The organism is Pseudomonas sp. 05N431, assembly GCF_056397005.1.
In genome coordinates this window covers 83,612-109,152 of sequence record NZ_JBFTMN010000006.1, presented here as the reverse complement: position 1 = coordinate 109,152, position 25,541 = coordinate 83,612, and the positions used below count along the sequence as shown (strand labels likewise).

The following is a 25,541-nucleotide window of genomic DNA, read 5'->3' as shown; positions in this document are numbered from 1 at the left end:
CAACTGTGGGAGCGAGCTTGCTCGCGATGGGGCCGGTACAGACACCTTATTACTTCGCGGGATATTCGCGATGCATCTGTGCAAGCAGCGCATCCTTGTCTTCCCACAACTGGTTGATCCAGCCCTGGAACTCCAGGCGGTACACACCGTCCTGGTCATAGTTCTTGCCGATGAACTGGGGCGGGATCTTCAGTTCCTGGAAGTGCACCACCACGTCCTTCACGTTGCCACACAGCAGGTCCCAGTAACCGGGGCGCCCGGCCGGGTAGTGAATGGTCACGTTGACGATGGCTTCCAGTTGCTCGCCCATGGCATCCAGCACAAACGCGATACCGCCTGCCTTGGGCTTGAGCAGGTAGCGCAAGGGCGATTGCTGCTGCGCATGCTTGCCTTCGGTAAAGCGCGTGCCTTCGACGAAGTTGAAAATGCCCACCGGGTTATTGCGGAACTTGTTGCAAGTCTTGCGGGTGGTTTCCAGGTCTTTGCCTTTCTTCTCCGGGTGCTTTTCCAGATAGGCCTTGGAGTAGCGCTTCATGAACGGGAAGCCCAACGCCCACCAGGCCAGACCAATCACCGGCACCCAGATCAGTTCCTGTTTGAGGAAGAACTTCAACGGGCGAATCCGGCGGTTGAGCACGTACTGCAGCACCATGATGTCGACCCAGCTCTGGTGGTTGCTGGTGATCAGGTACGAGTGCTGATAGTCCAGGCCTTCGAGCCCGCTGAGCGTCCAGCGCGTGTGCCCGAGCAAGTCCATCCAGGCCTTGTTGTTGCTGATCCAGGCTTCATGGATGTGGCTCATGAGCCAGTCGGTGAAGCGCTGTGCGGTCGGGAAGGGCAGCAGTAATTTGAAGATTGCCACGACAAACAGCGGTGTGCAGCAGACGATCGTATTCAGCGCCAACAACAGCGAGGCGATCACGCCTCGCAAGGGTGCAGGTAGAGAATCCAGCATTTAAACATCCATAGGTCGGTTGGCGGCTTGAATCGCAGTCAGGGCAATGGTGTAGACGATGTCGTCGACCTGAGCGCCGCGCGGCAAATCATTCACCGGTTTGCGCAGGCCTTGCAGCATCGGTCCGAGGCTGACGCAGTCGGCGCTGCGTTGCACGGCTTTGTGCGTAGTGTTGCCAGTGTTCAGGTCTGGGAAAATGAACACGGTAGCCCGGCCAGCTACCTGACTGTTCGGCGCCAGTTGCCGAGCCACGACTTCGTTGGCCGCTGCGTCGTACTGCAGCGGTCCGTCGATCAGCAGCGCATTTTGCGCTTCATGGGCAAGCAGAGTGGCCTCGCGGACTTTTTCGACTTCTTCGCCGCTGGCCGACTCACCGCTGGAGTAGCTGAGCATCGCCACCCGTGGCGTGATCCCGAAGGCGGCGGCGGAGTCGGCGCTTTGCAGGGCGATCTCGGCCAGCTCGCTGGCGCTCGGGTGCGGGTTCATGATGCAGTCGCCGTAGACCAGCACTTCCTCGGGGAACAGCATGAAAAACACCGACGATACCAACGTGCAGCCGGGTGCGGTCTTGATCAGTTGCAACGCCGGGCGAATGGTATTGGCGGTGGAGTGGATGACCCCGGACACCAGCCCGTCGACTTCATCCAGCGCGAGCATCATGGTGCCGATCACCACGGGGTCTTCCAGCTGTTGCTCGGCCATTGGCGCGTTGAGGCTTTTGGTTTTGCGCAGCGCAACCATCGGCTCGACATAACGCTGACGGATCAGGTCCGGGTCGAGAATCTCCAGGCCCTCAGGCAACTCGATGCCCTGGGCGCGCGCAACTGCTTGCACGTCTTCGGGTTTGGCCAGCAACACGCAACGGGCAATGCCGCGCGCCTGGCAGATCGCGGCGGCCTGCACGGTCAACGGCTCGCTGCCTTCAGGTAGGACGATGCGTTTGTTGGCCGCCTGGGCGCGCTGGATCAGCTGATAGCGGAACACCGCCGGCGACAGGCGCATTTCACGCGGCGTGCCGCAGCGCTGGTGCAGCCACTTGGCGTCGAGGTGGCTGGCGACGAAATCGGTGATGATCTCCGCACGCTCGCGGTCGTCGATCGGGATTTCCTTGTTCAAGCCGTTCAACTGGTTGGCGGTGTCGTAGGAGCCAGTGCTCACCGACAACACCGGCAGACCGGCCTGCAAGGCGCCTCGGCAGAGGTCCATGATCCGTGGGTCGGGCAGGGTGCCACTGGTCAGCAGCAGTCCGGCCAGCGGCACGCCATTGATCGCCGCAAGGCTGACAGCGAGGATGATGTCGTCGCGATCGCCGGGGGTTACCACCAGCACGCCGGGCTTGAGCAGTTCGACCGTGTTGCGCATGGTGCGGGCGCAAATGATGATCTTGCTCATGCGCCGGGTTTCGTAGTCGCCGGCATTGAGTACCTGAGCGCCCATCAGGTCCGCGACGTCACGGGTACGCGGCGCGTTCAGTTCCGGCTGGAACGGAATGCAGCCGAGCAGCCGGAAGTCGCCGCTGCGCAGCAAGGGCGAGTGTTCCTTCAGGCGTGCAGCGAAAGCCTCCATGCTTTCATCGGTTTTGACCTTGTTGAGAATCACGCCGAGCACTTTCGGGTCCTTCGGACCGCCGAACAATTGCGCTTGCAACTCGACCCGGCCAGACAGTTCGGTGAGCACTTCGTTTTCCGGCGCCGAGACCAGAATCACCTCGGCATCCAGGCTTTTCGCCAAATGCAGGTTGACCCGCGCGGCGTAACTGGCGCTGCGGGTCGGGACCATGCCTTCGACGATCAGCACGTCTTTGCCAATGGCGGCTTGCTGGTACAGGGTGATGATTTCTTCCAGCAGTTCATCCAGCTGACCGTCGCCGAGCATCCGCTCGACGTGGGCCAGGCCCAGCGGTTGCGGCGGCTTCAGGCCGTGGGTGCGGGCCACCAGTTCGGTGGAACGTTCAGGCCCGGTGTCGCCAGGGTGCGGCTGGGCAATCGGTTTGAAGAAACCGACTTTCAGCCCGGCTCGCTCAAGGGTACGCACCAGCCCGAGGCTGATGGAGGTCAGACCCACACCAAAATCGGTGGGCGCGATAAAAAAAGTTTGCATGCGGATTCTCTGGAGGTGCATGGCAAGGGCGAACGCCTATGACTGGCCTTCTACCGATATTTCAGACGTCAAGGTTATCGCTAACCGAGCCCTGAGCGCACCAACCGCAATCAAAGGGTTGGCCTATTTTTTCAATGCGTTTGGCAGGGTCCTGCACCCAGGCTCGTGATTGCCACGGTGGCTGGTGGCGCAGATGCTGGGTATGGCCGCAGGAAAGCTCGACAACCCAGTGTCCATCCTCGTCCAGATGGAAGCCCTGGATCGTCGACCCTGTCGAAGCGCCCCGTCCGTCCGGGTTCTGTTCGCTTTCGGGCGATGGCTTCGCTAAACTTGGTCTTTCTATATTCTTATGCAAAAGGTCTCGCCCCATGCTGATCGCCGCCAATAAGGCTGTCTCCATCGACTATACCCTGACCAACGACGCTGGTGAGGTCATCGACAGCTCTGCCGGCGGCGCACCGCTGGTTTACCTGCAAGGCGCAGGTAACATCATCCCGGGCCTGGAAAAAGCCCTGGAAGGTAAAGCAGTCGGTGACGAGCTGAACGTCTCCGTTGAACCTGAAGATGCCTACGGCGAATACGCTGCCGAACTGGTCAGCACCCTGAGCCGCAGCATGTTCGAAGGCGTCGACGAACTGGAAGTGGGCATGCAGTTCCACGCTTCCGCGCCAGACGGCCAGATGCAAATCGTCACCATCCGTGATCTGGACGGCGACGACGTGACCGTTGACGGCAACCACCCGTTGGCCGGTCAGCGCTTGAACTTCAAGGTCAAGATCATCGACATCCGTGATGCCAGCCAGGAAGAAATCGCTCATGGTCACGTCCATGGCGAAGGTGGCCATCACCACTGATTTTCTGCGCTAAGCTTCGAGAACTGGAGAGGCGCCCGAGGGGCGCCTTTTTAGTCCGCGGCTGTCCTTGGCGACATCGCCAAGAGGCTGTTTCGAGAAGAACACGGGAAATTTGGAGTTCGTCATGAGTGCTTTTCACGACCTTACATTGAAAACTTTGGATGGCCAGGAGTTGCCTCTGGCGCCCTTCAAAGGGCACGTCGTGCTGGTGGTCAACGTCGCCTCCAAGTGTGGTTTGACCCCGCAGTACGCTGCTCTGGAAAACCTCTACCAGCAATACAAGGGCAAAGGTTTCAGTGTGCTGGGTTTGCCGTGCAACCAGTTTGCCGGGCAAGAGCCAGGCACTGAAAGCGAGATCAAAGAGTTCTGCAGCCTCAACTATGGCGTGACCTTTCCGTTGTCCAGCAAGCTGGAAGTCAACGGTCACGACCGTCATCAGCTGTACCGTCTGTTGGCGGGCGAGGGCGCGGAATTCCCGGGTGACATCACCTGGAACTTCGAGAAATTCCTCCTCGGTAAAGATGGTCGCGTGCTGGCGCGTTTCTCGCCACGTACTGCGCCGGATGATCCGACGATCGTTCAGGCGATCGAAAAAGCCCTGATCTGAACATCAAAAGATCGCAGCCTGCGGCAGCTCCTACTGATCAACGCTATCTGTAGGAGCTGCCGCAGGCTGCGATCTTTTCGTTTCTCCTGCCTTTTAATCCTTAATCACTGCAATCAATAGTGCTGTTCAAAGCATTGGCCACTCCATATTATCGTCATCATAAATATTGCCTCTCGATGGAGTGCCGCATGCCTGTCAAAGCCTTGTTCAAGCCGTTCAACCTCGGTGCCCTGGAGCTGCCGACCCGCGTGGTCATGGCGCCGATGACCCGGTCGTTTTCCCCGGGCGGCGTGCCGAATTTGAAAGTCATCGAGTACTACCGCCGCCGCGCTGCCGCAGGTGTGGGGCTGATCATCACCGAGGGCACCACGGTTGGCCACAAGGCTTCCAACGGTTACCCGAACGTCCCGCACTTTTACGGCGAAGCGGCGTTGGCCGGCTGGAAAAAAGTCGTGGATGCGGTACACGCCGAAGGCGGCAAGATCGTTCCGCAGTTGTGGCACGTCGGCAGCGTACGGCGCATCGGCACCGAGCCGGACGCCAGCATTCCAGGCTACGGGCCATCGGAAAAACTCAAGGACGGTCAGGTCGTGGTTCACGGCATGACCAAACAGGATATCCAGGACGTGATCGCAGCCTTCGCCCAGGCCGCCAAGGATGCGCAGAGCATCGGCATGGACGGCGTCGAGATCCACGGCGCCCACGGTTATCTGGTCGACCAGTTCTTCTGGGAAGGCAGCAACCAGCGCACCGACGAATACGGTGGCAGCCTGGCCAATCGTTCGCGCTTTGCCATTGAACTGATCCAGGCCGTGCGTGCGGCGGTCGGTCCGGGCTACCCGATCATCTTCCGTTACTCGCAGTGGAAGCAGCAGGACTACACCGCACGTCTGGTGCAAACCCCGGAGGCGTTGGGCGAATTTCTCCAGCCGCTGTCCGATGCTGGCGTGGATATCTTCCACTGCTCTACGCGGCGTTTCTGGGAGCCGGAGTTCGACGGTTCCGATCTGAACCTCGCAGGCTGGACCCGCAAACTGACGGGCAAGCCGACCATCACCGTGGGCAGCGTGGGGCTGGACGGTGAGTTCCTGCAGTTTATGGTCAACACCGACAAAGTCGCGCAACCGGCCAGTCTTGAGAACCTGCTGGAACGTTTGAACAACGAAGAGTTCGATCTGGTAGCCGTGGGTCGCGCCTTGCTGGTCGACCCGGACTGGGCGCAGAAAGTCCGCGAAGGTCGCGAGCAGGACATCCTGCCGTTCAGTCGTGAGGCGTTGATGACGCTGGTTTAAACGGCGCTCGGGCGGACGCCATCGCGGGCAAGCCCGCTCCCACAGGAGTATGTACTCCAATGTGGGAGCGAGCTTGCTCGCGATGGCTGACTCAATGCCACAGTGAAATCAGGGCGATATCGCAGCACTGATCGGCCCATGCTCTGCGACGCAAGCCCGGCGCAATTGCCCTTCAAATTGCTCGATGATAGCCCCCCAACCCTGCCGGCTGGCGTGCTGGCGCGCGTTGAGTCGTATGCAGCGCAAGGTTTCTGCTTCTTCCAGCAGCCAACGGGCGGCGTCGCAAAACGCCTCTTCGTCCCCCGGCATCGCCAACACGCCGTTGTAGCCATGACGAATGTGTTGAGCCGCGGCGGCCTGATCGTAGGCCACCACACCCAATCCGGAGGCCAGGGCTTCCAGCACCACATTGCCGAAGGTTTCGGTCAGGCTCGGAAACAGAAACAGATCCCCGGACGCATAGTGACAAGCCAGGGCTTCGCCGCGCTGCGAGCCACAGAAGATCGCATCGGGCAGTTCTTTTTCCTGCAGCGCACGCTGCGGGCCATCACCGACCACAATCAGCTTTATTCGTCGTTGTGGATAAGTCGACTGCAAGGCCTGGTAGCAACGTTTGAGCAGGCCGAGGTTTTTTTCCTGAGCGAGCCGGCCGACGTGAATCAGCGCGATGTCGTCGTTATCCAGTCCCCAGCTTTCACGCAGCGAACCCAGCCGTTTGGCCGGGTGGAACAGTTGGCTGTCGACGCCACGGGACAGCAGTGCCAGGCGCTCGAAGTGCCGACGCTCCAACTCCATTCGCTGGCTGGCACTGGGCACCAGGGTCAGCTTGGAGCGGTTATGGAACCAGCGCAGGTAATGCGTCAGTAACCGGGTCAACAGTCCGAGACCGTACTGGTTGGAGTACTGCTGGAAGTTGGTGTGAAACCCGCTCACCACCGAAATCCCCAGCCGCCGTGCCGCGCGCAAGGCCGACAACCCCAACGGTCCTTCGGTGGCGATGTAGAGCACGTCCGGGCGATGACGCTTCCAGCGCCTGAGCAACTTGTGCATCGACGACTGGCCCCATTGCAGACCCGGATAACCCGGCAGCGGCCAGCCGCGGCAGAGCAGCAGTTGATCGTCGCTGAGGCGGGTCTGATCGCTACCTTGGCGCGGTCGCACCAGTTCTACCAGGTGCCCGCGCGCGCGCAGGCCTTCGCACAAGCGGCCCAGAGTATTGGCCACTCCGTTGATTTCCGGAGGGAAGGTTTCGGTGATCAGGGTGATATGCAGAGCTGTCGTCATGGCCTCAGTGTCGACTGAGGCCATGTCGCCATTGTGTCAGGGCGATGATGGATTTGTGACGCCGTCAGGCGGGTTTGGCCACCAGGTTTTCAGCGCCACGTTCACGCACCCAAAACAGCGTCGCACCAGCCACCGCCGCCGGCATCATCAGGATGTTGATTACCGGAATCAGCAACGCCAGATAGACGATTCCGCCAAAACTCATGCTCTGCCAGCGTTTTTGGCGCAGCCAGGCGAGCATCTCGTTCCAGCCGAGTTTGTGGTTATCCGCCGGGTAATCGATGTACTGGATCGCCATCATCCACACGCCGAATAGCAGCCACAGCGGTGCGGCGACCAGGTTGACCACCGGGATGAATGAAAGGATCAGCAGCGCGAGAGCCCTGGGCAGGAAGTAGCCGAGTTTGCGCATTTCCCGGGCGAACGTGCGCGGGATCATCGCGATCAGTTCGCCCCAGCTGAAGGTCGGGAAGTCGTCGGTGCCCCGCACCACCACTTCGACTTTCTCCGCGAGAAAACCGTTGAAGGGCGCGGCGATCACGTTGGCGAGCATGGTGAAGGTGAAAAACACCATCAGCGCCACCAGAACGACGAACAGCGGCCAGAGCACATAGCTGAGAAAACTCAGCCAGCTCGGCAGTGAAGGCATCAGGGTGTCGACCCACAGGCTGAACTGATGGCCGGCGAAGTAAATCAATCCGACGAACAGCACCAGGTTGATGGCCAGCGGCAACAACACGAACAAACGCAGGCCGGGACTCAAGACCAGCTTCAGGCCTTCGCGCAGGTATTGCGGGCCGGACAGAACGGGGGCGGGCATAGCGTGCTCCGAACAATGAGAAAACGCGCCGACCTTACCGGCTTTGCCATACAGGCGAAAGAGCGGTAACGACATCGACATTAACTGTAACAAAGACGCCTTTAAATCGGCCTCCTGGGGATAGAGACCGCCTATGAGCTGGATTGTTATTCCGTATTTCCTTAATCTTCGCCTCCTCGATACGCTGCACCCATTATTTTTCAGGGCTGTCCAACTACGGCGCTTCCCCAAGTGCTTGCACAGTCCTTTTTTAATTCCAGCCGGTCATCCGGCGTTCCGCGCCAGGTAATACCGGCCGGTCGATAGGAGTGAGTCATGTCTGATGTACGTCATTCGCGAGTGATTATTCTCGGTTCCGGCCCTGCCGGTTACAGCGCTGCGGTCTATGCCGCCCGCGCTAACCTCAAGCCGTTGCTGATCACTGGTATGCAGGCTGGCGGTCAACTGACCACCACCACCGAAGTCGACAACTGGCCGGGCGACGTGCACGGCCTGACCGGCCCGGCATTGATGGAGCGGATGAAAGAGCACGCCGAGCGCTTCGAGACTGAAATCATTTTCGACCACATCAACGCTGTCGACTTCGCCGCCAAGCCGTACACCCTGACGGGTGACAGCGCCACGTACACCTGCGATGCACTGATCATCGCGACCGGTGCCAGCGCTCGTTACCTGGGTCTGCCGTCGGAAGAAACCTTCATGGGCAAAGGCGTATCGGCTTGCGCAACCTGCGATGGCTTCTTCTACCGCAACCGTGAAGTAGCCGTGGTCGGTGGCGGCAACACCGCTGTTGAAGAGGCGCTGTACCTGGCCAACATCGCCAGCAAAGTGACCCTGATTCACCGTCGCGAAACCTTCCGCGCCGAGAAAATCCTGATCGACAAGCTGCACGCTCGGGTTGCCGAAGGCAAGATCGTCCTGAAGCTGAACTCGACTCTGGACGAAGTGCTGGGCGACAACATGGGCGTGACCGGCGCTCGTTTGAAGAACAACGACGGCAGCTTCGACGAGCTGAAAGTCGACGGCGTGTTCATCGCCATCGGCCACACCCCGAACACGTCGCTGTTCGAAGGCCAACTGACCTTGAAAGACGGTTATCTGGTAGTGCAGGGCGGCCGTGAAGGCAACGCAACGGCGACCAGCCTCGAAGGGATCTTCGCTGCCGGTGACGTGGCCGACCACGTTTACCGTCAGGCGATCACTTCGGCCGGCGCTGGCTGCATGGCCGCACTGGACGCCGAGCGTTACCTGGACGACCTGCAGAACGCCAAGTTCTGAAATCGTTGAAATGAAAAAAAAACCGGCCTCGGCCGGTTTTTTTGTACCCGCTGCTTTTGTGGGAGCGAGCTTGCTCGCGATAGCGATGTATCAGTCGATATTAGTTTTGAATGTGACGCAGCCATCGCGAGCAAGCTCGCTCCCACAGGGTGTTGTATTCAATCTGGGAATCAGCGGCGGGTCAGTGGCTGCGCTGCGAACTTAACGCCGGCCAAACCCTGCGCAATCAACGCCCGGATGTTGCCATGGTCGCTGCCATCCGGCGTAGCAACCACCGAGCGGTAATGCTCACCAAATGCCAGCAGCGCTTCTTCATCGCTCAAGCCTTCCAGCAGCGCCAGGCCGAGGGTTTTGCATGAACCTTCGTTCTGTCCGGCGGCGTTTTCCACGCCGCCGTTGTTGAAGGCTTGTGGCTGGTAATCATAACCAGCGGCGATGAACGCCAGGGTATCGGCGAAGGCGTGTTCGCCGCTCTTGAGGCTGGCGCGCAGGGTGTTCAGGTCAGTCATGGGTTTTTCCTTTGGCGAACGCCGCTTGCTGGTCGGCGCTGGCTTCTTGCTGGTATTGGGCTTTCCACTCGGCGTACGGCATGCCGTAAACCACTTCGCGGGCGTCATCGAGGCTGACCTCGATCTGGCGTTCGTCGGCGGCGGCCTTGTACCACTTGGACAGGCAGTTGCGGCAGAAACCCGCGAGGTTCATCAGGTCGATGTTCTGCACATCCTTGCGACTGTCCAGGTGCGCGACCAGTCGGCGGAAAGCAGCAGCTTCAAGTTCCAGGCGTTGTTGTTCGGTCATGATGGGCTCGGTGCTATCAAATCGTGGCGCGGATAATAAAAGCCTGGCGGACTATGCGCCAGACACGGTCAGCGACTCGCGGCGAGGGTAATCGATACCGACTCGGCGAAACGCAGGGCGTGGGGTTTGTCGACTTCGACTTCGGCGTAAAGCACGCTCTGGTTGGCCATGATCAGATCGAGTATCTCCTGGGTCAGGCGTTCGAGCAGGGCGAACCGATTGCCTTCCACATGGGCGATGATCGCCTTGGTAATGGTGCGGTAATTGAGTGCATGATCGATGTCGTTGTCGCGCACGGCGTCTTGCGCGGCATAGAGGATGGTCAGGTTGATCAGCACATCCTGCTTGTTGAGGATCTCGTCCTCATTGATTCCGATGAAGGTCCGCAGACACAGGTCCTTGACCCGGATGCGGGCCATTCCTGGTTGAAGTTGTGGCATTGCTACTTGCTCCGTCCAATCAATTGCAGGAACTCCTGACGGGTGTTACTCGACTCGCGGAAGGCGCCGAGCATCACTGAGGTGTTCATGGTCGAATTCTGTTTCTCGACGCCGCGCATCATCATGCACATGTGCTGGGCCTCGATCACTACCGCAACACCGGCGGCCTGGGTGACGCGCTGCACCGCTTCGGCGATTTCCCGGGTGAGGTTTTCCTGGATCTGCAAACGCCGGGCGAACATGTCGACAATGCGCGCGATCTTCGACAGGCCCAGGACCTTGCCGGTAGGAATATAAGCCACATGGGCCTTGCCGATGAAGGGCAGCAGGTGATGTTCGCAGAGCGAGTAGAGCTCGATGTCGTCGACGATCACCATTTCATCGTTGTCAGAGGCGAACAGCGCGCCATTGACGATCTCGTCGACGCTCTGCTCGTAACCATGACACAGGTACTGCATGGCCTTGGCCGCACGCATCGGGGTGTCTTGCAAACCTTCGCGGTCGGGGTCTTCACCAACGCCGATAAGGATCTCGCGGTAGCTCTGGGACAGGGATAACGTCATGGAACATCCTCGCGGGGGCGGCCTACTTGACGTGCCGTCCGCCGTTGACGGTCAGGGTCGTGCCGGTGACATAAGGGTTGTCCAGCAAGTAGCGCAGGCTCTGGTAGACAACCTCGCTGCCGGGTTCGATACCCAATGCGGATTTGGCCAGGGCTTTGGCGCGGTAAGCCGCGTCGTCGTCGGGATTAAACAGTAGCAGGGCCGGCGCGATACCGTTGACCTTGATTTTCGGTGCGTATTTCGCGGCGAAAGAAAGGGTCAGGCTGTCGAGCCCGGCTTTAGTGGCGCAATAAGCGATGTGCTTGCTGCTGCCCCTGCGCGTGACATCGTCGCTGATATGCACGATGTCGGCGGGGCTGGAGCGCTGCAGCAAGTCGGCACAATGCAGGTTGATCAGGTAGGGCGCAAGCATGTGCACGCTGAACATCTGGGTGAACGCGGCCACTTCGGTGTCAGGCGTTTCGGCCAGCCATGCAGAGGCGTTATGCACAATCGCCCGCAAGCTCCGGGTATGGGCTTTGAGTTGGGTGATGAACGCCAGGATCCCGGCCTCGCTGGAAAAGTCGGCAAACAGTGCAATCGCGCCAAGGTCGCGCAGTGTTTGCACGCCCGGGCGTTCGCTGCGGTAGCTGATGATCACGCGGTGACCTTCTTCCAGCAGTCGCTGTGCGCAGTGCAGGCCGACACGTTGGCTGGCGCCGGTAATGAGGATCGGGGCTGAGGAAGAGGTCATGGATGGCTCGCATCGCGGGTATGGCAAAACTATACCAGCGACAGCCTGCGCAATGCCCTGAAAAGATCGCCGCTTCCGGCAGCTCCTGCGATGTGCGGTTTAGCCAGGGGTTGGAGCTGCCGGCGACGATCTTCAGCGATTCTGGGTGGACGGTGCAACGGGCAATGGCCGCCCAGGTGTGTTGTTCAACCAGCCGGCCAGCAGGTGGGTCGACAGCGGAATGAAGAAATAGACCATCAACGGCGTCAGGGCCAGGGTGCTGACGAATACACGAGCCAGAAGGCCCATGTCGCTCAGCAGCGGGCCGAGTACGAAGTTGAACAGCAGCGAAACCGGGAAGAACGCCAACCAGATCGCTATGGCCTGTTTCCAGCGAGGCGGACGTTGCCCGGCGGCACCGAACCAACCGTCGATGCCACTGACCCGATGCTCGGAAGGGTGGGCAAATAACTCGCTACCGCGTCCCAGCCATGCCGTGCGCGAGGCGGAATGCTCCCAGGCATGCAGGGTCTGCTCATCGGCGAAGCGGAAAATAATCTGGAATTCGTCATCACCGGGCGGCGGTGCGAGCACGCCAGAGCCGAGATAGCCGGGAAAGTCGGTGGCCAGTTGTTCGCCTTCGCGCAGCCAGGCGATCAGGTCCTGATAACGTCCGCTGGCAACGCGACGCGCAACCATCAGGGTGACGGGTGAGGTAGACATTGTGCATCTCCGTAGGGCAAGCACGCGGTTCCGGGTAGGAGGCGTACAAAACGCAGCACCGGGGTAAAGGGCTGCGTTTAAAAACAAGCAAGGATTATTCCTGATTTCACCCGATACGCCAGAGACGTTGGTCGAAAAGGCCCCTCTTGAATGTAGGGCTTGATGAGCGCTAAATGGGATCCAATCTGATACGGACGTCCCAAAGCTCATGGAAGCTATCACTGAATCTCCCCAGACGATGCAGTCTTCTGCCTCTGTAAAGCAGGAGCAAATGTTCCCAATCCGTGAAGTGGCACGCCTGACGGGCGTCAATCCGGTGACCCTGCGGGCCTGGGAGCGGCGTTACGGTTTGATTCAGCCGACACGCACCGAAATCGGGCATCGACTGTATTCGATGACCGATATTGAGCGGGTTCGGAGCATTCTTGGCTGGATCGGACGGGGCGTGGCAGTCAGCAAGGTGGGCAGGATTCTGGCGAAGACCAGCGAAGTCCCGGCGTTGTCGGGCGTCATCCAGGATGAACTGGTTCAGGCCGACTATGCCCAGTGGCAAATGCAGGTTGCCACTGCGCTCAGCAATTTTGACGATGTGGAGTTGGGGCGAATTTACGGTCAGGTATTTTCTACCTATTCACTGACGGTGACGTTCCAGGACATTTTGATGCCGCTGTGGACGCAGTTACTCCAGCAACACGACCAGTTCGGAGAAACCAGCGAATGGGTGATGCTGGACGGGTTTCTACGTACCAGAGTTCTTCAGCGGCTGTTCTTGTTGCGAGGTACGCAGCCGTTGCGGGTAGTCGTTTCTGCGATTGATGGACAGTGCCGCAAGCTTGAATTGCTATTGGCGGCTTTGTATATGGGCAGTGCGCAGGTGGGAGTCAGGCTGTTGGCACTGGGGCAGCCCTTTGATGAACTGACTCTGGTCTGTGAAAAGATCAAGCCGCACGCGCTGGTGCTGTTCTCCAATCAAGCGCCTACGTCTGACTTTATCCGTCGTGTGAATCGCTTGGCCATGAGCCTGAATTGCCGCCTGATGCTGGCCGGAGACTCGGCGGATCTGGCACAAGAGAGCCTGGCCGGATCGTCGATTGGCTGTATTGGGAATGAAGGGGTGTTGATGCAGCAGCGTTTGCAGCAGTTCCTCGCGGGAACGCTCGATACCTGACGCTCAGATGTGCAACGCAGGGTGTGTCAGGCGATGTTGCTGAAGAATGTACTGACGCAGGCGTTCGGTTTCATCCTTGTCACTTTGGTTGAGCCGATAGGCGTAATAGCCCTGTTCGGTTTCGCGCTCGAAGGCCCCGCGCAGCGCAATGCGTTCATAGCCTGAAGGGCTGAACCATAACGCGAAACTTTTTGGCGGCTTGGTGCGGTTGCGTACTTCCAGCAAAACCCCTTTGAACGACACTTCGTGCACCCACAGCGTGCCGGGTTGGCCTTTGGCGTTCTCCAGGGCTACGGGTTCTTCAAGTGCCAGGCGCCAAGGGCGAACCATCGGCCCGTCCTCGTAGATGCTCGGTACGCCCAGGCGCAAATGCAACGCATGAAACTCATCCTCCACCAGATGCAGAGGAAAGGTCATTTGCTGATTTTCGAAGTGTGCCTGAATGGTGACCTGTTCGTTGGCTGCCAGACGTGTCAATAAATCGCGGATTTGCGAGCCCCCATTCACCAGCAGGCTCGACGTCGCATCGCGAACATTGAGCTGCGGGTTGTGCTGCATGGTCTGGATGAAGTCCAGTTCATCCTGAGTCAGGAGGGTGTCGCGATGCATGGTTTGCTCGAAAGAAATAATTACAAAGTCATTGGTGATTGTAGTTAATGACCATTAATTCGACAGCTTGTTTTGACCGTTTGTCGCTTTGAGTACGTTCAGTTCCTCTAGTGCTGCGGCGAGTTGAGCTTCCAGTTGTTCCACTCGTTGTTGCGTCTTGACCTGGACAGTGACGTCTTTTTGCACGCCGATGAAATAAGTTTGCTTGTCGTTTTCGTTGTACACCCTTGAAAGCGACAGCTCATTCCAGAAGTGCGTGCCGTCCTTGCGGTAGTTGCGCAGAACTTCCCTGCAGGACCCTCCATTCTGCAGCGTCTCACGGATGGCTTTCAGCGGAGGTTGATCGCGATCTCCGGCCTGGAGAAAACGACAGTCCTGATACAGGATTTCTTCAGCTCTATAGCCGGTAAGCTTTTCGAAGGCAGGGTTTACGTAAATGAGGATGTTGTCCTCACCTTCCTTTTCCGCGATCACGATGCCGTCGTTAGAAGCGTTGATCACCATTTGCATCAATTGGGCATTGATCATCAGAGAGTCCTTTCTGCATCGAATGATGAGTTGCATTCTATGACATGGCTGCGGACTGTCCACTGGCCATCAGTCCTTATTGCGAGACAATCGCAGCTTATTTGCTTCAGCTGTTAATATCCGGGTCTTTTATTTTGCTTCAGGATCAGATTGATGAAAGTCGCCATCCTTTCCGGCTCGGTGTACGGCACGGCTGAAGAAGTCGCCCGGCATGCGGCCAACCTTCTCAAGGCTGCAGGTTTTGAAACCTGGCACAACCCGCGTGCAACCCTGGCCGATATCCAGGCGTTTGCTCCTGAGGCCTTTCTGGCCGTGACCTCAACCACCGGCATGGGGGAGTTACCGGACAACCTGCAACCGCTGTATTCGACAATTCGCGATCAGCTACCCGCTGCCTGGCGCGGCTTGCCGGGGGCGGTGATCGGTCTGGGGGATGCCAGCTATGGCGACACGTTCTGTGGTGGCGGCGAACAAATGCGCGAGCTGTTCGGTGAGTTGGGCCTGCGTGAGGTTTTGCCAATGCTGCGCCTGGACGCCAGCGAAAGCGTGACTCCGGAAACCGACGCCGAACCTTGGCTGGCGGAACTGATCAGTGCGTTGCGCGGCTGACCGGACGCTCGCACCTGTTTGTGACGCCGCTATTGGTCCCGGTGTTGTGACATCGCTCACGTCATTTCGCGGTTGAAGGCTTGCTGACTCGTTGGGTCAGTAAGCTGGCTGCGAATGCAACTACACGAATCCTGACAGCTGACTAGACTGCGTTTACCCCACACTAAATAAATAATAAGAACCAGAGGTCCTCGCCGTGAGCGTAACCCCCGTTCAATCGACATCCGATGTGAAAGATCAGGTTAGCGCCGCCGAGTGGCAAACCCGAGTCGATCTGGCGGCCTGCTATCGGCTGGTGGCGTTGCAGGGGTGGGACGATCTGATCTTCACCCACATTTCCGCCAAGGTGCCGGGGACTGAAGATTTTTTGATCAATCCGTTCGGAATGATGTTTCACGAAATGACCGCATCGAGCCTGGTCAAAGTCGATCAGGCCGGCAACAAGCTGATGGACAGCCCCTACGAGATCAATCCCGCCGGTTACACCATTCACAGCGCCGTGCATGAAGTGCGTCACGACGTGGCGTGTGTGCTGCATACCCACACGGCGGCCGGTGTGGCGGTTTCCGCGCAGAAGCAGGGCGTATTGCCTATCAGCCAGCAATCACTGTTTGTGCTGTCCAGCCTGGCGTATCACGCCTATGAAGGTGTCGCACTCAACCACGAGGAAAAGGCGCGCCTGCAAGCCGACCTCGGTGAAAACAATTTTCTGATGTTGCACAACCACGGGCTACTGACCTGTGGCAGCAGCATTGCCGACACCTTTTTGATGATGTTCACCTTTCAGCGTGCCTGCGATATCCAGGTGCTGGCGCAGAACGGCGGGGCTGAACTGATTGCCATCGAACCGCAGATTCTCGCAGGCGCCAAGGCGATGATTGCCGGCGTGACCAAAAGTGCTCAAGGGATGGGCGGCGCGCTGGCCTGGCCGGCGTTGCTGCGCAAACTCGATCAACAAGCTCCGGGTTACAGACTCTAATGCCACTCGCCGAGATCCCTCTGTGCGTCTGGCGCAAACGCAGCCAGAGCTTTGAATTCCGCGGCCAGACCATTCGCTATTGGGTGGCCGGGCAGGGTGAGCCCTTGCTGCTGATCCACGGATTCCCCACCGCCAGTTGGGACTGGCATTACCTTTGGCAACCGTTGACCCAGCGGTATCGGGTGATCGCCTGCGACATGCTCGGTTTTGGCGACTCGGCCAAGCCGCTGGACCATGAGTATTGCCTGTTGGAGCAGGCCGACTTGCAGCAGGCACTGCTGGACTATCTGGGTGTCCGGCAGCCTGTGCACCTGCTGGCGCATGATTACGGTGACAGCGTGGCTCAGGAGTTGTTGGCCCGACATACTGAGGCGCGTGTCGAGATTGGCAGTTGTGTGTTCCTCAATGGTGGCCTGTTTCCCGAAACCCATCGGCCAGTGTTGATGCAAAAACTGTTGCTCAGCCCGTTGGGCTGGATGATCGGACGGGCGTTCAGTCGGGATGGGCTGGTCAAGAGTTTCCGGCAGATCTTTGGCCCCCGGACCCGTCCGAGTGAAAGCGAACTGGACGATTTCTGGAGCCTGATTGACAACAACCGCGGCACGCGGATCATGCACAAACTGATCAGCTATATCCCGCAACGCCGTATGCAGCGGGACAGGTGGGTCAAGGCCATGCAAGCGGGCACCGTTGCGATGCGGGTGATCGATGGCGAAGACGACCCGGTGTCGGGAGCCCACATGGTCGAACGCTACCGCCAGTTGATCCCCAATCCGGACACGGTATTGCTACGCGGAATCGGTCATTACCCGCAAATCGAGGCGCCGATCCAGGTGCTCAAGCACTACCTGGCGTTTCGTGACCAACTGGATCCCCCCGCGTTGAAAACCGCCTGTTCCTGACCCTGCGCATTGACCCTTGTTGTCACCCATCACGCGGGAGCTGCCTGGCTCCAGTGCGGCCAATCACCGTATCCGGTAATCAGCACAGACCGACTGAGTAGAGGGCTCTCATCAGAGTCTTTTGCATATGAGAATATTTATCATTAATATTGGCGCACCGTTGACCCTGCGTAGGGCATGGACCACGTTGAGTCGACCTTTGATGATCAATACTCCACCCGAATCCCAGAACGTCGACGGCTCTGACAGCCCGGACAGTCGTGCGTATTTTCTGCAGGTATTCTTGTCCCAGCGGCCGCAAATGGAAGCGTTGGTCAGTCGGCGCGTGGGTTGTCGGGCGACTGCTGCAGATCTGGTACAGGACCTGTTTTTACGTTTCTGGCGCCGACCGCTGGTGCACGTCGAAGAACTCAGCACTTACCTGCTGCGCTGCGCCAGCAACATTGCTATCGATCACCTGCGCAGCGAAGGTGCGCGGGTAAGGCTCAACGAAGGCTGGTTGCCGGAGCAACAGCACACCCTTGGCGTCGAGCCACAAGCAGCGCTGGAAGCCGGTAATGACCTGCGCCATGTCGAGGCGGCATTGCGCAGTTTGCCCGAACGTACCCGGCAGATCTTTTTGCTCAACCGCATTCACGGGCGCACGTACGCCGAAATCGCCAAAGCCATGGGGCTTTCCCAAAGCGCCGTGGAAAAACATATGATGCGCGCCCTCGAAGCCTGCAAGGCCAGTCTGAGGGCCCCCACATCACGCACGCCAGGGAAAGCACCGTGAAGCACACCGCCAGCGTCATTCCGACGCCGGCTCAGGAGCAGGCCGCGCTGGCCTGGCTGAGCCTGTTGCACGACCAGCCGAGCAGCGGCGATCACGCTACGTTCAGCCATTGGTTGCAGGCCGATCCGGCGCATGCCGAAGCCTACGCCCAGGCGCAAGTGGTCTGGGAATTGAGCGAAGTACCGGCTCGCACCCTGGCCGAGGAAGAGGCTTTTGCCTTGCAGGGTTACCTCAATGCGATGAACCGCTCCAGGCGTTCCGGCATGCGGCGCTGGTCAGGCGGCTTGGCCATGGCCGCCTGCTTGCTGCTGATGGTTTCGATAGGCGCCGGCTGGCAACCGTCGCGTTGGTTCGATGATTTAGCGGCGGACTATGTCTCGGCGCCGGGTGAAGTGCGCAGCGTGACCCTGGCCGATCAATCCCGAGTCACCCTCGATGCCGACAGCGCCATTGCCGTGGATTTCAGCCACGGTGAACGGCATGTTCGGCTGCGGCGCGGAGCGGCCTTTTTCAGCGTGACCCATACCGGCGAGCCCTTTGTGGTCGACGCTGAACAGGGCGAGGCGCGGGTGCTCGGCACGCAGTTCGAAGTGCGCTTGCAACCGGTGGGTGCGCAGGTGACGGTGCTCTCTGGACGCGTCGGTGTCACGCCGACCAAGGGCGCCGGGCAGCAGGTGCTGACAGCCGGCCAGCAAGTGGCCTACGGCGCCGGCACCGCGGCAAAACTCCACGCGGTCGACAGTGACGCGCAACTGGCGTGGCGTCAGGGCTGGCTCAATTACTACAAGTCACCCTTGGCTGATGTGGTGAAAGACCTCGACCGGTATTACCCGGGACGGATCGTAGTGCTCAACGACGACCTGGCTGCACGACGGATCAGCGGCAGCTTTCCGAGCAAAGACCCGCAAGCAGTGCTCGATTCCCTGCAAGGAGTGTTGGGGTTCGAGCAGCACCATCTATTGGGACGGATGATCATTTTGCGCTGAGGGGCGAGCGCATTACCGACCACCTGAAAATCCTCCTGCTGCGTGCAGGGATGGGGACTACGCTGAAACAAGTTGAAGTGCCGCAAGCGATGCAATCGGCATGATCGCCACACTTCTACAGATTTCGACTAGCGAACAAGGATGAACTCATGTCACGTCTCTCCCTGCCAAGGCTGCTCAGTGCAGTCGCCCTGGCTGTCGCCGCGCTGGGCGGTTGCGCCCATGTTCAGCCGCCAGCCCAACCGGTTGCCGTGAACATAGTGGCGATCAACGATCTGCACGGTTACTTGCAGGCCAATCCGTATTCGGTTCGCGACAGCACGGCCGCTGACGGTGTGCGCATGCTCAAGGCCGGGGGCATCGCGACCCTCGGCGGGATGCTGACGCAACTGCGCAAGGACGATCCGCAGCTGTTGTTCATCGGTGCCGGCGACCTGGTGGGCGGCAGTCCGCCGCTGTCGGCGATGTGGGCCGACGAGCCGACGCTCGAAGCGTTGCGGCATATGGACATGAAACTCAGCGCCATCGGCAATCATGAACTGGACAACGGCAAGGCGGAATTCCTGCGTCAGCTCAACGGCGGCTGCGAATCCATTCGTCCGACCAAGGCTTGTCAGTTTCGTGCGAACTATCCTGGCAGTGGTTTCCCGTACCTGGCGGCGAACCTGATCGACACCGATACCGGCAAAACCCTGTTGCCGCCGTACCGCATCGAAGAGGTCAAAGGCCAGAAGATCGCTTTTGTCGGTGCGGTGCTGCGCGATGTTGCCTCTGTGGTCAGTGCCAAGGGCATGCAGGGTTTGCGTACCGAGGACGAAGCCGACTCGATCAACCGGCTGATTCCCGAGCTCAACCGCCAAGGCGTCAATGCGATTGTCGCGGTGGTGCACCAGGGGGGCTCAACCCCCGAACCTTACGACAAACAGGACTGCAGCCAATTGAGCGGCGATATTGTCGACGTGGCCAAGCGTCTTGATCCGGCAGTCGATGTGTTGATCAGCGGGCATTCCCATAAGGGTTATCTGTGCAAGGTCGGTTCTCTGCTGGTGACTCAGGGCAGTTCCTATGGGCATCTGATGACCCACCTGACACTCGAGGTGACCCCCGGTCAGCATCGGGTCACGCGCATTCAAGCGGCCAACCTGCTGGCCGATCCGGCGCAGTATCCAGTCGATCCGCAGATGCTCGCCTTGCAGCGGGAAGTCGAAGGACGCAGCAATAACGTGCTGCTCAAACCTGTCGGCGCCATCGCGGCTTCCCCGATTACCCGACGTGCCAATGCGGCGGGGGAGACGCCGTTGGGTGACTTGATCGCCGATGCTCAACTGGCGGCGGGCGCGGCGCATGGCGCGCAGATCGCCTTCATGAACAACGGTGGCATTCGTGGCGACCTGGCGCTGGAACCAGGTCTCAAACGCCTCAACTATGGGCAGGTGGCGACGGTGCAGCCGTTCAACAACACCCTGATCGCTTTCGACCTGAAGGGGCGACAGCTCGAACAATTGCTCAATCAGCAATGGAAAACCGCAGGCGATTTTAATGCGCTGCAAGTTTCCAAAGGCTTCAGTTATCGCTGGGACTCCACGCGCCCGTTGGGTAGTCGCGTGATCCCCGGCAGTGTTCGTCTCAACGGTAAGCCAGTGCAGCCTGAGCACAGTTATCGACTGGTGGTGAACGGCTTCCTGGCCGACGGTGGCGATCGCTTCAGTCTGTTCAAACAGGGAGTCAACCGTAGGGATTTGCAAGTGACGGACCTGGATAGCCTGATCGACTACCTGCACCGCATGGATCAACAAGGCAAACCCGCTGGTTCGGCGCAAAGTGCAGGGCGCATCGTTAAGGTGAAATAGCGCTGCCAGACATCACACGCTTCGTAGCAGCTGCCGAGCCTGCGAGGCTGCGTTCGAGTGCGGAGCGCTCGTAAAATCAGGCACTGTGGTTTTCAGATGAACCGTGAGTACCGGGTTTACGACCACTGCGTGGCCGAACGCAGGCTTCGCCAGCTGCTACGAGTAGTGCGACTTGCCTGGCTGCGTAAGGGGCTTTGAAACTATTTTCAATTTTCGTGTGAGGTAAACCCGAGTGACATCCGTGTAGTGGTGAAAGTGCGATTCATTCGCATCCGCAGCATTTCTACACACAGGTCACGAGCAATGAAGTCCAGGGCAAAATCGGCGGCAGGCGGTTCGGTTAAACAGTGGTTTGGCGCTTCTGCGCTGGCCGTTTCGGCGTTGGCTTTGTTGCCGCTGAACGTGGCATGCGCCGCGCAGTCCAGCGAGCAACACAGCGCGCAGTTCAACTTCAGCATCGCCGCCAAACCCTTGCCCCAGGCATTGAGCGACTTCAGCCGGGTCACCGGCATCAGCGTGGTTTACACCGATGAAGCGCCCTACGGTCTCAGCGCACCGGCCATCAAGGGCGAGATGAGCGCCGAGCACGCCATGCAACGCCTGCTGAGCAAATCCGGTTTCACCTTCCGCCAGACCGACGCCCACACCCTGGTCCTTGAACCACAACCCACTGAGGGCACGCTGAATCTCGGCGCGACCACCATCACCTCGACGGTTGATCAACCGATGAGCTATCAGCCGCCGTCCACCACCTCAGTGGCACGTTCCTCGGCCTCGCTTCAGGAAATCCCCCAGACCATCAACGTGATCCCGGCCCAGGTGTTGCGTGACCAGGTGCCGCGCAACCTGGACGATGCGCTGGCCAATGTCAGCGGCATCACCCAGGGCAATACCTTGGGCAGCACCCAGGATTCGGTGATGACTCGCGGTTTCGGTGACAACCGCAACGGCTCGATCATGCGCGATGGCATGCCACTGGTGCAGGGGCGTGGCCTGAACGCCTCGGTGGATCGGGTCGAAGTCCTGAAGGGGCCGGCCTCGTTGCTCTACGGCATCCAGGACCCGGGCGGTGTGGTGAACATGGTCAGCAAGAAGCCCGAATTGCAGCCATACAATGCCTTGACCGTGCGCGGCTCGAGCTATGGCAATGGCAAGAACGGCAGCGGTGGCAGCCTCGACAGCACCGGGCCACTGGGCGACTCCGGACTGGCCTACCGAATGGTGCTGGACCATGAAGATGAAGACTACTGGCGCAACTTCGGCACGCATCGCGAGACGTTGATCGCACCGTCCCTGGCCTGGTTCGGTGAGAGCACCAAGCTGTTGTTCGCCTACGAGCATCGCGAGTTTCTTGCACCGTTCGACCGTGGTACGGCCATTGACCCGCGCACCAATCATCCGTTGGACATCCCGCGTGGTCGCCGCCTCGACGAGCCGTTCAACAACATGGAAGGTCGTTCGGACCTGTACCATTTCGAAGCCGACCACGAGCTCAATGACAACTGGAAAGCCCACTTCGGCTACAGCTGGAACCGCGAAACCTACGACGCCAGCCAGGTTCGCATCACCGCCATCGACCCGAAAAAAGGCACGCTGACCCGCAGCATGGACGGCACCCAAGGCGCATTGACCACCGACCGCTTCACCACCGCCAGCCTCGAAGGCAAGGTCGATGTGGCCGGTATGCAACACGATCTGGTGTTCGGCGTGGATGACGAATACCGCAAGATCTACCGCGCCGACCTGATCCGCCAGAAGAGCCTGTTCCCGTCCTTCAGCTATCTGGACCCGGTCTACGGTCGTGAAGTGGCCGGCACCACGGTCAGCGCTGCGGACAGCAACCAGACCGATCTGCTGCGCAGCGATTCAGTCTTTTTGCAGGACTCGATCCACCTGAACGACCAGTGGATTCTGGTGGCCGGCGGACGCTTCCAGGAATACGACCAGTACGCCGGCAAGGGCCGTCCGTTCAAGGCCAACACCGACAGCAACGGTCAGAAATGGGTGCCGCGCGCCGGCCTGGTGTATCGCTACACCGATGAGTTGTCGTTCTACGGCAGCTACACCGAATCCTTCAAACCGAACTCGACCATCGCGCCATTGAGCGGCAGCTCGATCGTGCTCGATGGCAGCATTGCACCGGAAGAAGCCAAGTCCTGGGAACTGGGGGCCAAGCTCGACATGCCGGGCCGCGTGACCGGCAACATCGCGCTGTTCGACATCAAGAAGCGCAACGTGCTGGTGGCCAACTCCGAGAACCCGCTGGTCACCACTTACAGCGCCGCCGGTGAAGTACGTTCCCGTGGCCTGGAGATCGACCTGGCCGGCCAGTTGAGCGACCGCTGGAGCATGATCGGCAGCTACGCCTACACCGACGCCGAGGTCACCGAGGACCCGACCTACAAAGGCAAGCGACTGCAGAACGTGGCGAAAAACACCGGCTCGCTGTCGGCGGTCTATGACTTCGGCACCATCGTCGGTGGCGACCAGTTGCGGGTCGGCGCGGGCGCCCGGTATGTCGGCGAGCGGGCCGGTAACGCGGTGAACGACTTCGACCTGCCGAGCTACACCGTAGCCGACGCCTTCGCCACCTACGACACCAAGCTCGATGGGCAGAAGGTCAAGTTCCAGCTCAACGTGAAAAACCTCTTCGACCGCACTTACTACACCTCGGCCGTCAACCGGTTCTTTGTGTCGATGGGCGATTCGCGCCAGATCTCGCTGTCCAGCACGTTGGAGTTCTGATGAAAACCTTGAAGATTGCCATGTTGGCCCTGGCATTCAGCGGCGCGGCGTTTGCCGCGCCGGCACCGGATGCCCGGGTTTACCATCGCGAGCGGCAGGTGAGCTTGCCCGGCTCGGGAGACAGCTGGGGCTTTGTCGCCCTCGACCCGACGCGGCCTTATCTGTTTCTGGCCCGCCGGGAAAACGGCCTGAGCGTGTTCGACGTCGAGCAGCAACGTCTGCTGAAAACCATCGACGGCTCAGCGGGCGCCAACGGCGTGGTATTCGTGCCGACGTTGAACCGGGTGTTTGTGCTCAACACCGACGGCAGCCTGGGCGTGGTCGAGTTGTCCACACTCAAACTGCTCAAGCGTATCCCGGTGGCCCAGAGCAACCTCAACAGCGCGGTGTATGAACCGCGCACGGGGCAGGTGATCATCGTCAGCGGTCGGCGCGCCGATCGTTCGACCTTGTTCGTGTTCGATCCGAAGCAAGAGCGCATCAGCGCTGCGCATGAACTGGATGTGAAGAAAATCGATCCGTTGCTGGTCAAGGGTGACGGCAGTTTCTTCCTGCCGATGCGCGATGAGGGCAAGGTTGCTCGTTTCTCGGCAAGCAGTTTTGAAGTCCTCGACACCTGGCAGTTCGAAGGCTGCGCGCGGCCCAGTGCACTGGCTCAGGATACCGAGCGCGGGCGTCTGTTCATTGCGTGCCGAGGCGAAAAACCGCAACTGGTCGTCGCCGATCTTCAGAGCGGCGCGTTGAAGGCCCGTCTGCCGATCACCCGTGACGTCAACGCGCTGGCCTATGACGCGGACAACCGGCAGTTGCTGATCCCCAGCGGAGTCGATGCCAACCTGAGCATCGTCAAGCAACTCGATGCCGATCATTACCAGGCGCAGGCCAGCGTCGGCACCTTGCCGATGGCCTACAACATGGCCTTCGATCCTGTGAGTAAAAAGCTCTACCTGCCAGCAATGGACTTCACCCAGCCTGCGCCGAGCAAGGCTGAGCCCAAGCCGGATCCGCTGTTTCACGCCAACACCTTCTCGGTCACCACCCTGGCTCCGTAAGAGCATTGCATCGGGGGCCGTGTTAGCGCAAAAACGCCTGGCGGTACTCACCGGGCGTGCCCTTCATGGCCTGGCGAAAGCGATTGGTGAAATGGCTGGCGCTGGCAAAACCGCAGGCCAGTGCAATTTCACCGAGCGGTTGTGAGCTGTTGCGCAGCAGATGCCGGGCGTGAGCCAGGCGGCGGGCCAACAGGTATTGATGCGGCGGCAGGCCGAAGCTTTCGCGAAACATCCGTGCGAAGTGGTACTCCGACAGGGCGCACAAGCCGGCCAACTGACCAAGGCTGATTGGCTCGGCCAATTGCTGGTCGATGTACTCGATCAGTTGCCGACGCTGATGTGCCGCCAGCCCACCCTTGAGACGCAAACCCTGGCGCAGGCCAACCTGGCTGAGCAGCGTGTGGCTGAGCATTTCATGCGCGAGGCTGCTGGTCAGCAGGCGTTCACCGGGTTCGTCCCAGTTCAATTCAATCAACTGACGGAAACGCCGGGCCTGCACCGGGTCTTCGAGAAAGGTGCTTTCCTGCAATTGCAGTTCACGCGGTTCACGGTCGAGCAGAGTGACGCAGCCAAGGGCAAATTGCTCGGGGCTGAAGTACAGGTGAGCCAGGCGGATTTCACCGTTGATCACCCAGGCCGACTGGTGCTCGGCGGGCAGGATGCAGAGTTTGTCGGGGCCGCCCTTGGTGCCGGGCTGCTCGCGGCGAAAGGTCCCGGTGCCACCGGCGATGTAGCAGGAGAGGGTGTGATGACCGGGCGCTTCATAGTCCTGCGCATCGTGATGGTTGCTCCACAGGGCTGCAGCCATGCCGTCACCGAGCTCGGCGCTGTGCTCAAGGCGAGCATTCGGCGAGCGGTTGAGGGCTTGAAAGACTTGCAGGGTTTCCAGTGCGGGCATGATCGGCTCTCTCC

At 59.7% G+C, this 25,541-nt stretch carries 27 protein-coding genes; 13 read left to right on the top strand and 14 right to left on the bottom strand.

Annotated elements, in window-relative coordinates:
- Positions 1 to 49 precede the first annotated feature (49 nt).
- The 3 genes from AC1DIG_RS13125 to AC1DIG_RS13115 form a co-directional block, all read right to left on the bottom strand.
- A complete protein-coding gene (locus AC1DIG_RS13125) occupies positions 50 to 955 on the bottom strand; it encodes an acyltransferase (protein WP_477767656.1) in 906 nt (301 codons plus the stop codon).
- Complete coding sequence (pta, locus tag AC1DIG_RS13120) at positions 956 to 3,055, bottom strand: phosphate acetyltransferase (protein ID WP_477767655.1); 2,100 nt, start codon at positions 3,053 to 3,055, stop codon at positions 956 to 958. It abuts the gene before it with no gap.
- A gap of 61 nt (positions 3,056 to 3,116) precedes the next feature.
- Entirely contained in the window at positions 3,117 to 3,455 is a 339-nt protein-coding gene (locus AC1DIG_RS13115; RefSeq protein ID WP_477767654.1) for a DUF3565 domain-containing protein, read from the bottom strand.
- Between AC1DIG_RS13115 and AC1DIG_RS13110 the strand changes: the two genes are divergently transcribed.
- The 3 genes from AC1DIG_RS13110 to AC1DIG_RS13100 all read left to right on the top strand — a co-directional run bounded on the left by AC1DIG_RS13110 (position 3,424) and on the right by AC1DIG_RS13100 (position 5,808).
- The gene (locus AC1DIG_RS13110; protein ID WP_103315756.1) at positions 3,424 to 3,909 is read left to right on the top strand and encodes an FKBP-type peptidyl-prolyl cis-trans isomerase; all 486 of its coding nucleotides are present in this window, start codon (positions 3,424 to 3,426) and stop codon (positions 3,907 to 3,909) included. The genes AC1DIG_RS13115 and AC1DIG_RS13110 overlap by 32 nt on opposite strands.
- A 124-nt stretch (positions 3,910 to 4,033) precedes the next feature.
- Positions 4,034 to 4,516 (top strand): glutathione peroxidase, encoded by a 483-nt coding sequence (locus tag AC1DIG_RS13105; RefSeq protein WP_477767653.1) that lies wholly within the window; start codon positions 4,034 to 4,036, stop codon positions 4,514 to 4,516.
- A 188-nt stretch (positions 4,517 to 4,704) separates the two neighbouring features.
- A complete protein-coding gene (locus tag AC1DIG_RS13100) occupies positions 4,705 to 5,808 on the top strand; it encodes an NADH:flavin oxidoreductase (protein ID WP_477767652.1) in 1,104 nt (367 codons plus the stop codon).
- 108 nt (positions 5,809 to 5,916) lie between these two features.
- Here AC1DIG_RS13100 and AC1DIG_RS13095 read toward each other — a convergent pair whose 3' ends face one another.
- The gene (locus tag AC1DIG_RS13095) at positions 5,917 to 7,116 is read right to left on the bottom strand and encodes a glycosyltransferase family 4 protein (protein WP_477767651.1); all 1,200 of its coding nucleotides are present in this window, start codon (positions 7,114 to 7,116) and stop codon (positions 5,917 to 5,919) included.
- 40 nt (positions 7,117 to 7,156) lie between these two features.
- Positions 7,157 to 7,912, bottom strand: coding sequence for a sulfate transporter CysZ (gene cysZ / locus AC1DIG_RS13090; RefSeq protein ID WP_477767650.1), 756 nt, complete (start codon positions 7,910 to 7,912; stop codon positions 7,157 to 7,159).
- A gap of 315 nt (positions 7,913 to 8,227) precedes the next feature.
- Here cysZ and trxB point away from each other — a divergent pair, with 315 nt between their 5' ends.
- Positions 8,228 to 9,190 carry a thioredoxin-disulfide reductase gene (trxB, locus tag AC1DIG_RS13085; protein WP_477767649.1) on the top strand — a complete coding sequence of 321 codons (963 nt, stop codon included), beginning with the start codon at positions 8,228 to 8,230 and terminating at the stop codon, positions 9,188 to 9,190.
- Positions 9,191 to 9,360: 170 nt separating this feature from the next.
- On the opposite strand, the gene AC1DIG_RS13080 is transcribed toward trxB, so the two are convergent.
- The 6 genes from AC1DIG_RS13080 to AC1DIG_RS13055 all read right to left on the bottom strand — a co-directional run bounded on the left by AC1DIG_RS13080 (position 9,361) and on the right by AC1DIG_RS13055 (position 12,426).
- The gene (locus tag AC1DIG_RS13080; protein ID WP_477767648.1) at positions 9,361 to 9,699 is read right to left on the bottom strand and encodes a HopJ type III effector protein; all 339 of its coding nucleotides are present in this window, start codon (positions 9,697 to 9,699) and stop codon (positions 9,361 to 9,363) included.
- Complete coding sequence (locus tag AC1DIG_RS13075; RefSeq protein ID WP_145022190.1) at positions 9,692 to 9,988, bottom strand: DUF1244 domain-containing protein; 297 nt, start codon at positions 9,986 to 9,988, stop codon at positions 9,692 to 9,694. Before AC1DIG_RS13075 ends, AC1DIG_RS13080 begins: the two co-directional genes overlap by 8 nt.
- A 68-nt stretch (positions 9,989 to 10,056) precedes the next feature.
- On the bottom strand, positions 10,057 to 10,428 hold the full coding sequence (folX, locus tag AC1DIG_RS13070) for a dihydroneopterin triphosphate 2'-epimerase (protein WP_054593958.1): 372 nt from the start codon (positions 10,426 to 10,428) through the stop codon (positions 10,057 to 10,059).
- Between the two features lie 2 nt (positions 10,429 to 10,430).
- Positions 10,431 to 10,991 (bottom strand): GTP cyclohydrolase I FolE, encoded by a 561-nt coding sequence (gene folE / locus AC1DIG_RS13065; RefSeq protein ID WP_477767647.1) that lies wholly within the window; start codon positions 10,989 to 10,991, stop codon positions 10,431 to 10,433.
- Positions 10,992 to 11,013: 22 nt separating this feature from the next.
- Complete coding sequence (gene folM, locus AC1DIG_RS13060; RefSeq protein ID WP_477767646.1) at positions 11,014 to 11,724, bottom strand: dihydromonapterin reductase; 711 nt, start codon at positions 11,722 to 11,724, stop codon at positions 11,014 to 11,016.
- Positions 11,725 to 11,856: 132 nt separating this feature from the next.
- Positions 11,857 to 12,426 carry an antibiotic biosynthesis monooxygenase gene (locus tag AC1DIG_RS13055; RefSeq protein WP_477767645.1) on the bottom strand — a complete coding sequence of 190 codons (570 nt, stop codon included), beginning with the start codon at positions 12,424 to 12,426 and terminating at the stop codon, positions 11,857 to 11,859.
- Positions 12,427 to 12,634: 208 nt separating this feature from the next.
- On the opposite strand from AC1DIG_RS13055, the gene AC1DIG_RS13050 reads away from it, so the two are divergent.
- The gene (locus AC1DIG_RS13050) at positions 12,635 to 13,594 is read left to right on the top strand and encodes a MerR family transcriptional regulator (RefSeq protein ID WP_477767644.1); all 960 of its coding nucleotides are present in this window, start codon (positions 12,635 to 12,637) and stop codon (positions 13,592 to 13,594) included.
- A gap of 3 nt (positions 13,595 to 13,597) precedes the next feature.
- On the opposite strand, the gene AC1DIG_RS13045 is transcribed toward AC1DIG_RS13050, so the two are convergent.
- Together AC1DIG_RS13045 and AC1DIG_RS13040 are read right to left on the bottom strand one after the other, a co-directional pair.
- Positions 13,598 to 14,203, bottom strand: a complete 606-nt coding sequence (locus tag AC1DIG_RS13045) for a hypothetical protein (RefSeq protein ID WP_054593953.1) — start codon at positions 14,201 to 14,203, stop codon at positions 13,598 to 13,600.
- Positions 14,204 to 14,257: 54 nt separating this feature from the next.
- Positions 14,258 to 14,731, bottom strand: a complete 474-nt coding sequence (locus AC1DIG_RS13040; protein WP_477767643.1) for a PAS domain-containing protein — start codon at positions 14,729 to 14,731, stop codon at positions 14,258 to 14,260.
- Between the two features lie 153 nt (positions 14,732 to 14,884).
- On the opposite strand from AC1DIG_RS13040, the gene AC1DIG_RS13035 reads away from it, so the two are divergent.
- The 8 genes from AC1DIG_RS13035 to AC1DIG_RS13000 all read left to right on the top strand — a co-directional run bounded on the left by AC1DIG_RS13035 (position 14,885) and on the right by AC1DIG_RS13000 (position 24,629).
- Positions 14,885 to 15,340: a flavodoxin gene (locus AC1DIG_RS13035; RefSeq protein ID WP_477767642.1), complete on the top strand. Its 456-nt coding sequence runs from the start codon at positions 14,885 to 14,887 to the stop codon at positions 15,338 to 15,340.
- Positions 15,341 to 15,536: 196 nt separating this feature from the next.
- Positions 15,537 to 16,319, top strand: coding sequence for a class II aldolase/adducin family protein (locus tag AC1DIG_RS13030; protein WP_477767641.1), 783 nt, complete (start codon positions 15,537 to 15,539; stop codon positions 16,317 to 16,319).
- On the top strand, positions 16,319 to 17,221 hold the full coding sequence (locus AC1DIG_RS13025; protein ID WP_477767640.1) for an alpha/beta fold hydrolase: 903 nt from the start codon (positions 16,319 to 16,321) through the stop codon (positions 17,219 to 17,221). The genes AC1DIG_RS13030 and AC1DIG_RS13025 overlap by 1 nt, the downstream gene beginning before the upstream one ends.
- A gap of 199 nt (positions 17,222 to 17,420) precedes the next feature.
- Positions 17,421 to 17,996 carry an RNA polymerase sigma factor gene (locus AC1DIG_RS13020; protein WP_477767639.1) on the top strand — a complete coding sequence of 192 codons (576 nt, stop codon included), beginning with the start codon at positions 17,421 to 17,423 and terminating at the stop codon, positions 17,994 to 17,996.
- A complete protein-coding gene (locus AC1DIG_RS13015) occupies positions 17,993 to 18,982 on the top strand; it encodes a FecR family protein (protein ID WP_477767638.1) in 990 nt (329 codons plus the stop codon). The genes AC1DIG_RS13020 and AC1DIG_RS13015 overlap by 4 nt, the downstream gene beginning before the upstream one ends.
- 149 nt (positions 18,983 to 19,131) lie before the next feature.
- Positions 19,132 to 20,832 carry a bifunctional metallophosphatase/5'-nucleotidase gene (locus AC1DIG_RS13010; RefSeq protein WP_477767637.1) on the top strand — a complete coding sequence of 567 codons (1,701 nt, stop codon included), beginning with the start codon at positions 19,132 to 19,134 and terminating at the stop codon, positions 20,830 to 20,832.
- 303 nt (positions 20,833 to 21,135) lie between these two features.
- Complete coding sequence (locus tag AC1DIG_RS13005; RefSeq protein WP_477767636.1) at positions 21,136 to 23,577, top strand: TonB-dependent siderophore receptor; 2,442 nt, start codon at positions 21,136 to 21,138, stop codon at positions 23,575 to 23,577.
- Positions 23,577 to 24,629, top strand: coding sequence for a YncE family protein (locus AC1DIG_RS13000; protein ID WP_477767635.1), 1,053 nt, complete (start codon positions 23,577 to 23,579; stop codon positions 24,627 to 24,629). Before AC1DIG_RS13005 ends, AC1DIG_RS13000 begins: the two co-directional genes overlap by 1 nt.
- A gap of 22 nt (positions 24,630 to 24,651) precedes the next feature.
- On the opposite strand, the gene AC1DIG_RS12995 is transcribed toward AC1DIG_RS13000, so the two are convergent.
- Positions 24,652 to 25,527, bottom strand: a complete 876-nt coding sequence (locus AC1DIG_RS12995) for an AraC family transcriptional regulator (RefSeq protein WP_347927963.1) — start codon at positions 25,525 to 25,527, stop codon at positions 24,652 to 24,654.
- Positions 25,528 to 25,541: the final 14 nt, after the last annotated feature.

Coding starts and splice junctions, on each gene's coding strand:
- AC1DIG_RS13125 (WP_477767656.1), bottom strand. CDS start 955: ATGCTGGATTCTCTACCTGCACCCTTGCGAGGCGTGATCGCCTCGCTG.
- pta (WP_477767655.1), bottom strand. CDS start 3,055: ATGCAAACTTTTTTTATCGCGCCCACCGATTTTGGTGTGGGTCTGACC.
- AC1DIG_RS13110 (WP_103315756.1), top strand. CDS start 3,424: ATGCTGATCGCCGCCAATAAGGCTGTCTCCATCGACTATACCCTGACC.
- AC1DIG_RS13115 (WP_477767654.1), bottom strand. CDS start 3,455: ATGGAGACAGCCTTATTGGCGGCGATCAGCATGGGGCGAGACCTTTTG.
- AC1DIG_RS13105 (WP_477767653.1), top strand. CDS start 4,034: ATGAGTGCTTTTCACGACCTTACATTGAAAACTTTGGATGGCCAGGAG.
- AC1DIG_RS13100 (WP_477767652.1), top strand. CDS start 4,705: ATGCCTGTCAAAGCCTTGTTCAAGCCGTTCAACCTCGGTGCCCTGGAG.
- AC1DIG_RS13095 (WP_477767651.1), bottom strand. CDS start 7,116: ATGGCCTCAGTCGACACTGAGGCCATGACGACAGCTCTGCATATCACC.
- cysZ (WP_477767650.1), bottom strand. CDS start 7,912: ATGCCCGCCCCCGTTCTGTCCGGCCCGCAATACCTGCGCGAAGGCCTG.
- trxB (WP_477767649.1), top strand. CDS start 8,228: ATGTCTGATGTACGTCATTCGCGAGTGATTATTCTCGGTTCCGGCCCT.
- AC1DIG_RS13080 (WP_477767648.1), bottom strand. CDS start 9,699: ATGACTGACCTGAACACCCTGCGCGCCAGCCTCAAGAGCGGCGAACAC.
- AC1DIG_RS13075 (WP_145022190.1), bottom strand. CDS start 9,988: ATGACCGAACAACAACGCCTGGAACTTGAAGCTGCTGCTTTCCGCCGA.
- folX (WP_054593958.1), bottom strand. CDS start 10,428: ATGCCACAACTTCAACCAGGAATGGCCCGCATCCGGGTCAAGGACCTG.
- folE (WP_477767647.1), bottom strand. CDS start 10,991: ATGACGTTATCCCTGTCCCAGAGCTACCGCGAGATCCTTATCGGCGTT.
- folM (WP_477767646.1), bottom strand. CDS start 11,724: ATGACCTCTTCCTCAGCCCCGATCCTCATTACCGGCGCCAGCCAACGT.
- AC1DIG_RS13055 (WP_477767645.1), bottom strand. CDS start 12,426: ATGTCTACCTCACCCGTCACCCTGATGGTTGCGCGTCGCGTTGCCAGC.
- AC1DIG_RS13050 (WP_477767644.1), top strand. CDS start 12,635: ATGGAAGCTATCACTGAATCTCCCCAGACGATGCAGTCTTCTGCCTCT.
- AC1DIG_RS13045 (WP_054593953.1), bottom strand. CDS start 14,203: ATGCATCGCGACACCCTCCTGACTCAGGATGAACTGGACTTCATCCAG.
- AC1DIG_RS13040 (WP_477767643.1), bottom strand. CDS start 14,731: ATGATCAATGCCCAATTGATGCAAATGGTGATCAACGCTTCTAACGAC.
- AC1DIG_RS13035 (WP_477767642.1), top strand. CDS start 14,885: ATGAAAGTCGCCATCCTTTCCGGCTCGGTGTACGGCACGGCTGAAGAA.
- AC1DIG_RS13025 (WP_477767640.1), top strand. CDS start 16,319: ATGCCACTCGCCGAGATCCCTCTGTGCGTCTGGCGCAAACGCAGCCAG.
- AC1DIG_RS13010 (WP_477767637.1), top strand. CDS start 19,132: ATGTCACGTCTCTCCCTGCCAAGGCTGCTCAGTGCAGTCGCCCTGGCT.
- AC1DIG_RS13005 (WP_477767636.1), top strand. CDS start 21,136: ATGAAGTCCAGGGCAAAATCGGCGGCAGGCGGTTCGGTTAAACAGTGG.
- AC1DIG_RS13000 (WP_477767635.1), top strand. CDS start 23,577: ATGAAAACCTTGAAGATTGCCATGTTGGCCCTGGCATTCAGCGGCGCG.
- AC1DIG_RS12995 (WP_347927963.1), bottom strand. CDS start 25,527: ATGCCCGCACTGGAAACCCTGCAAGTCTTTCAAGCCCTCAACCGCTCG.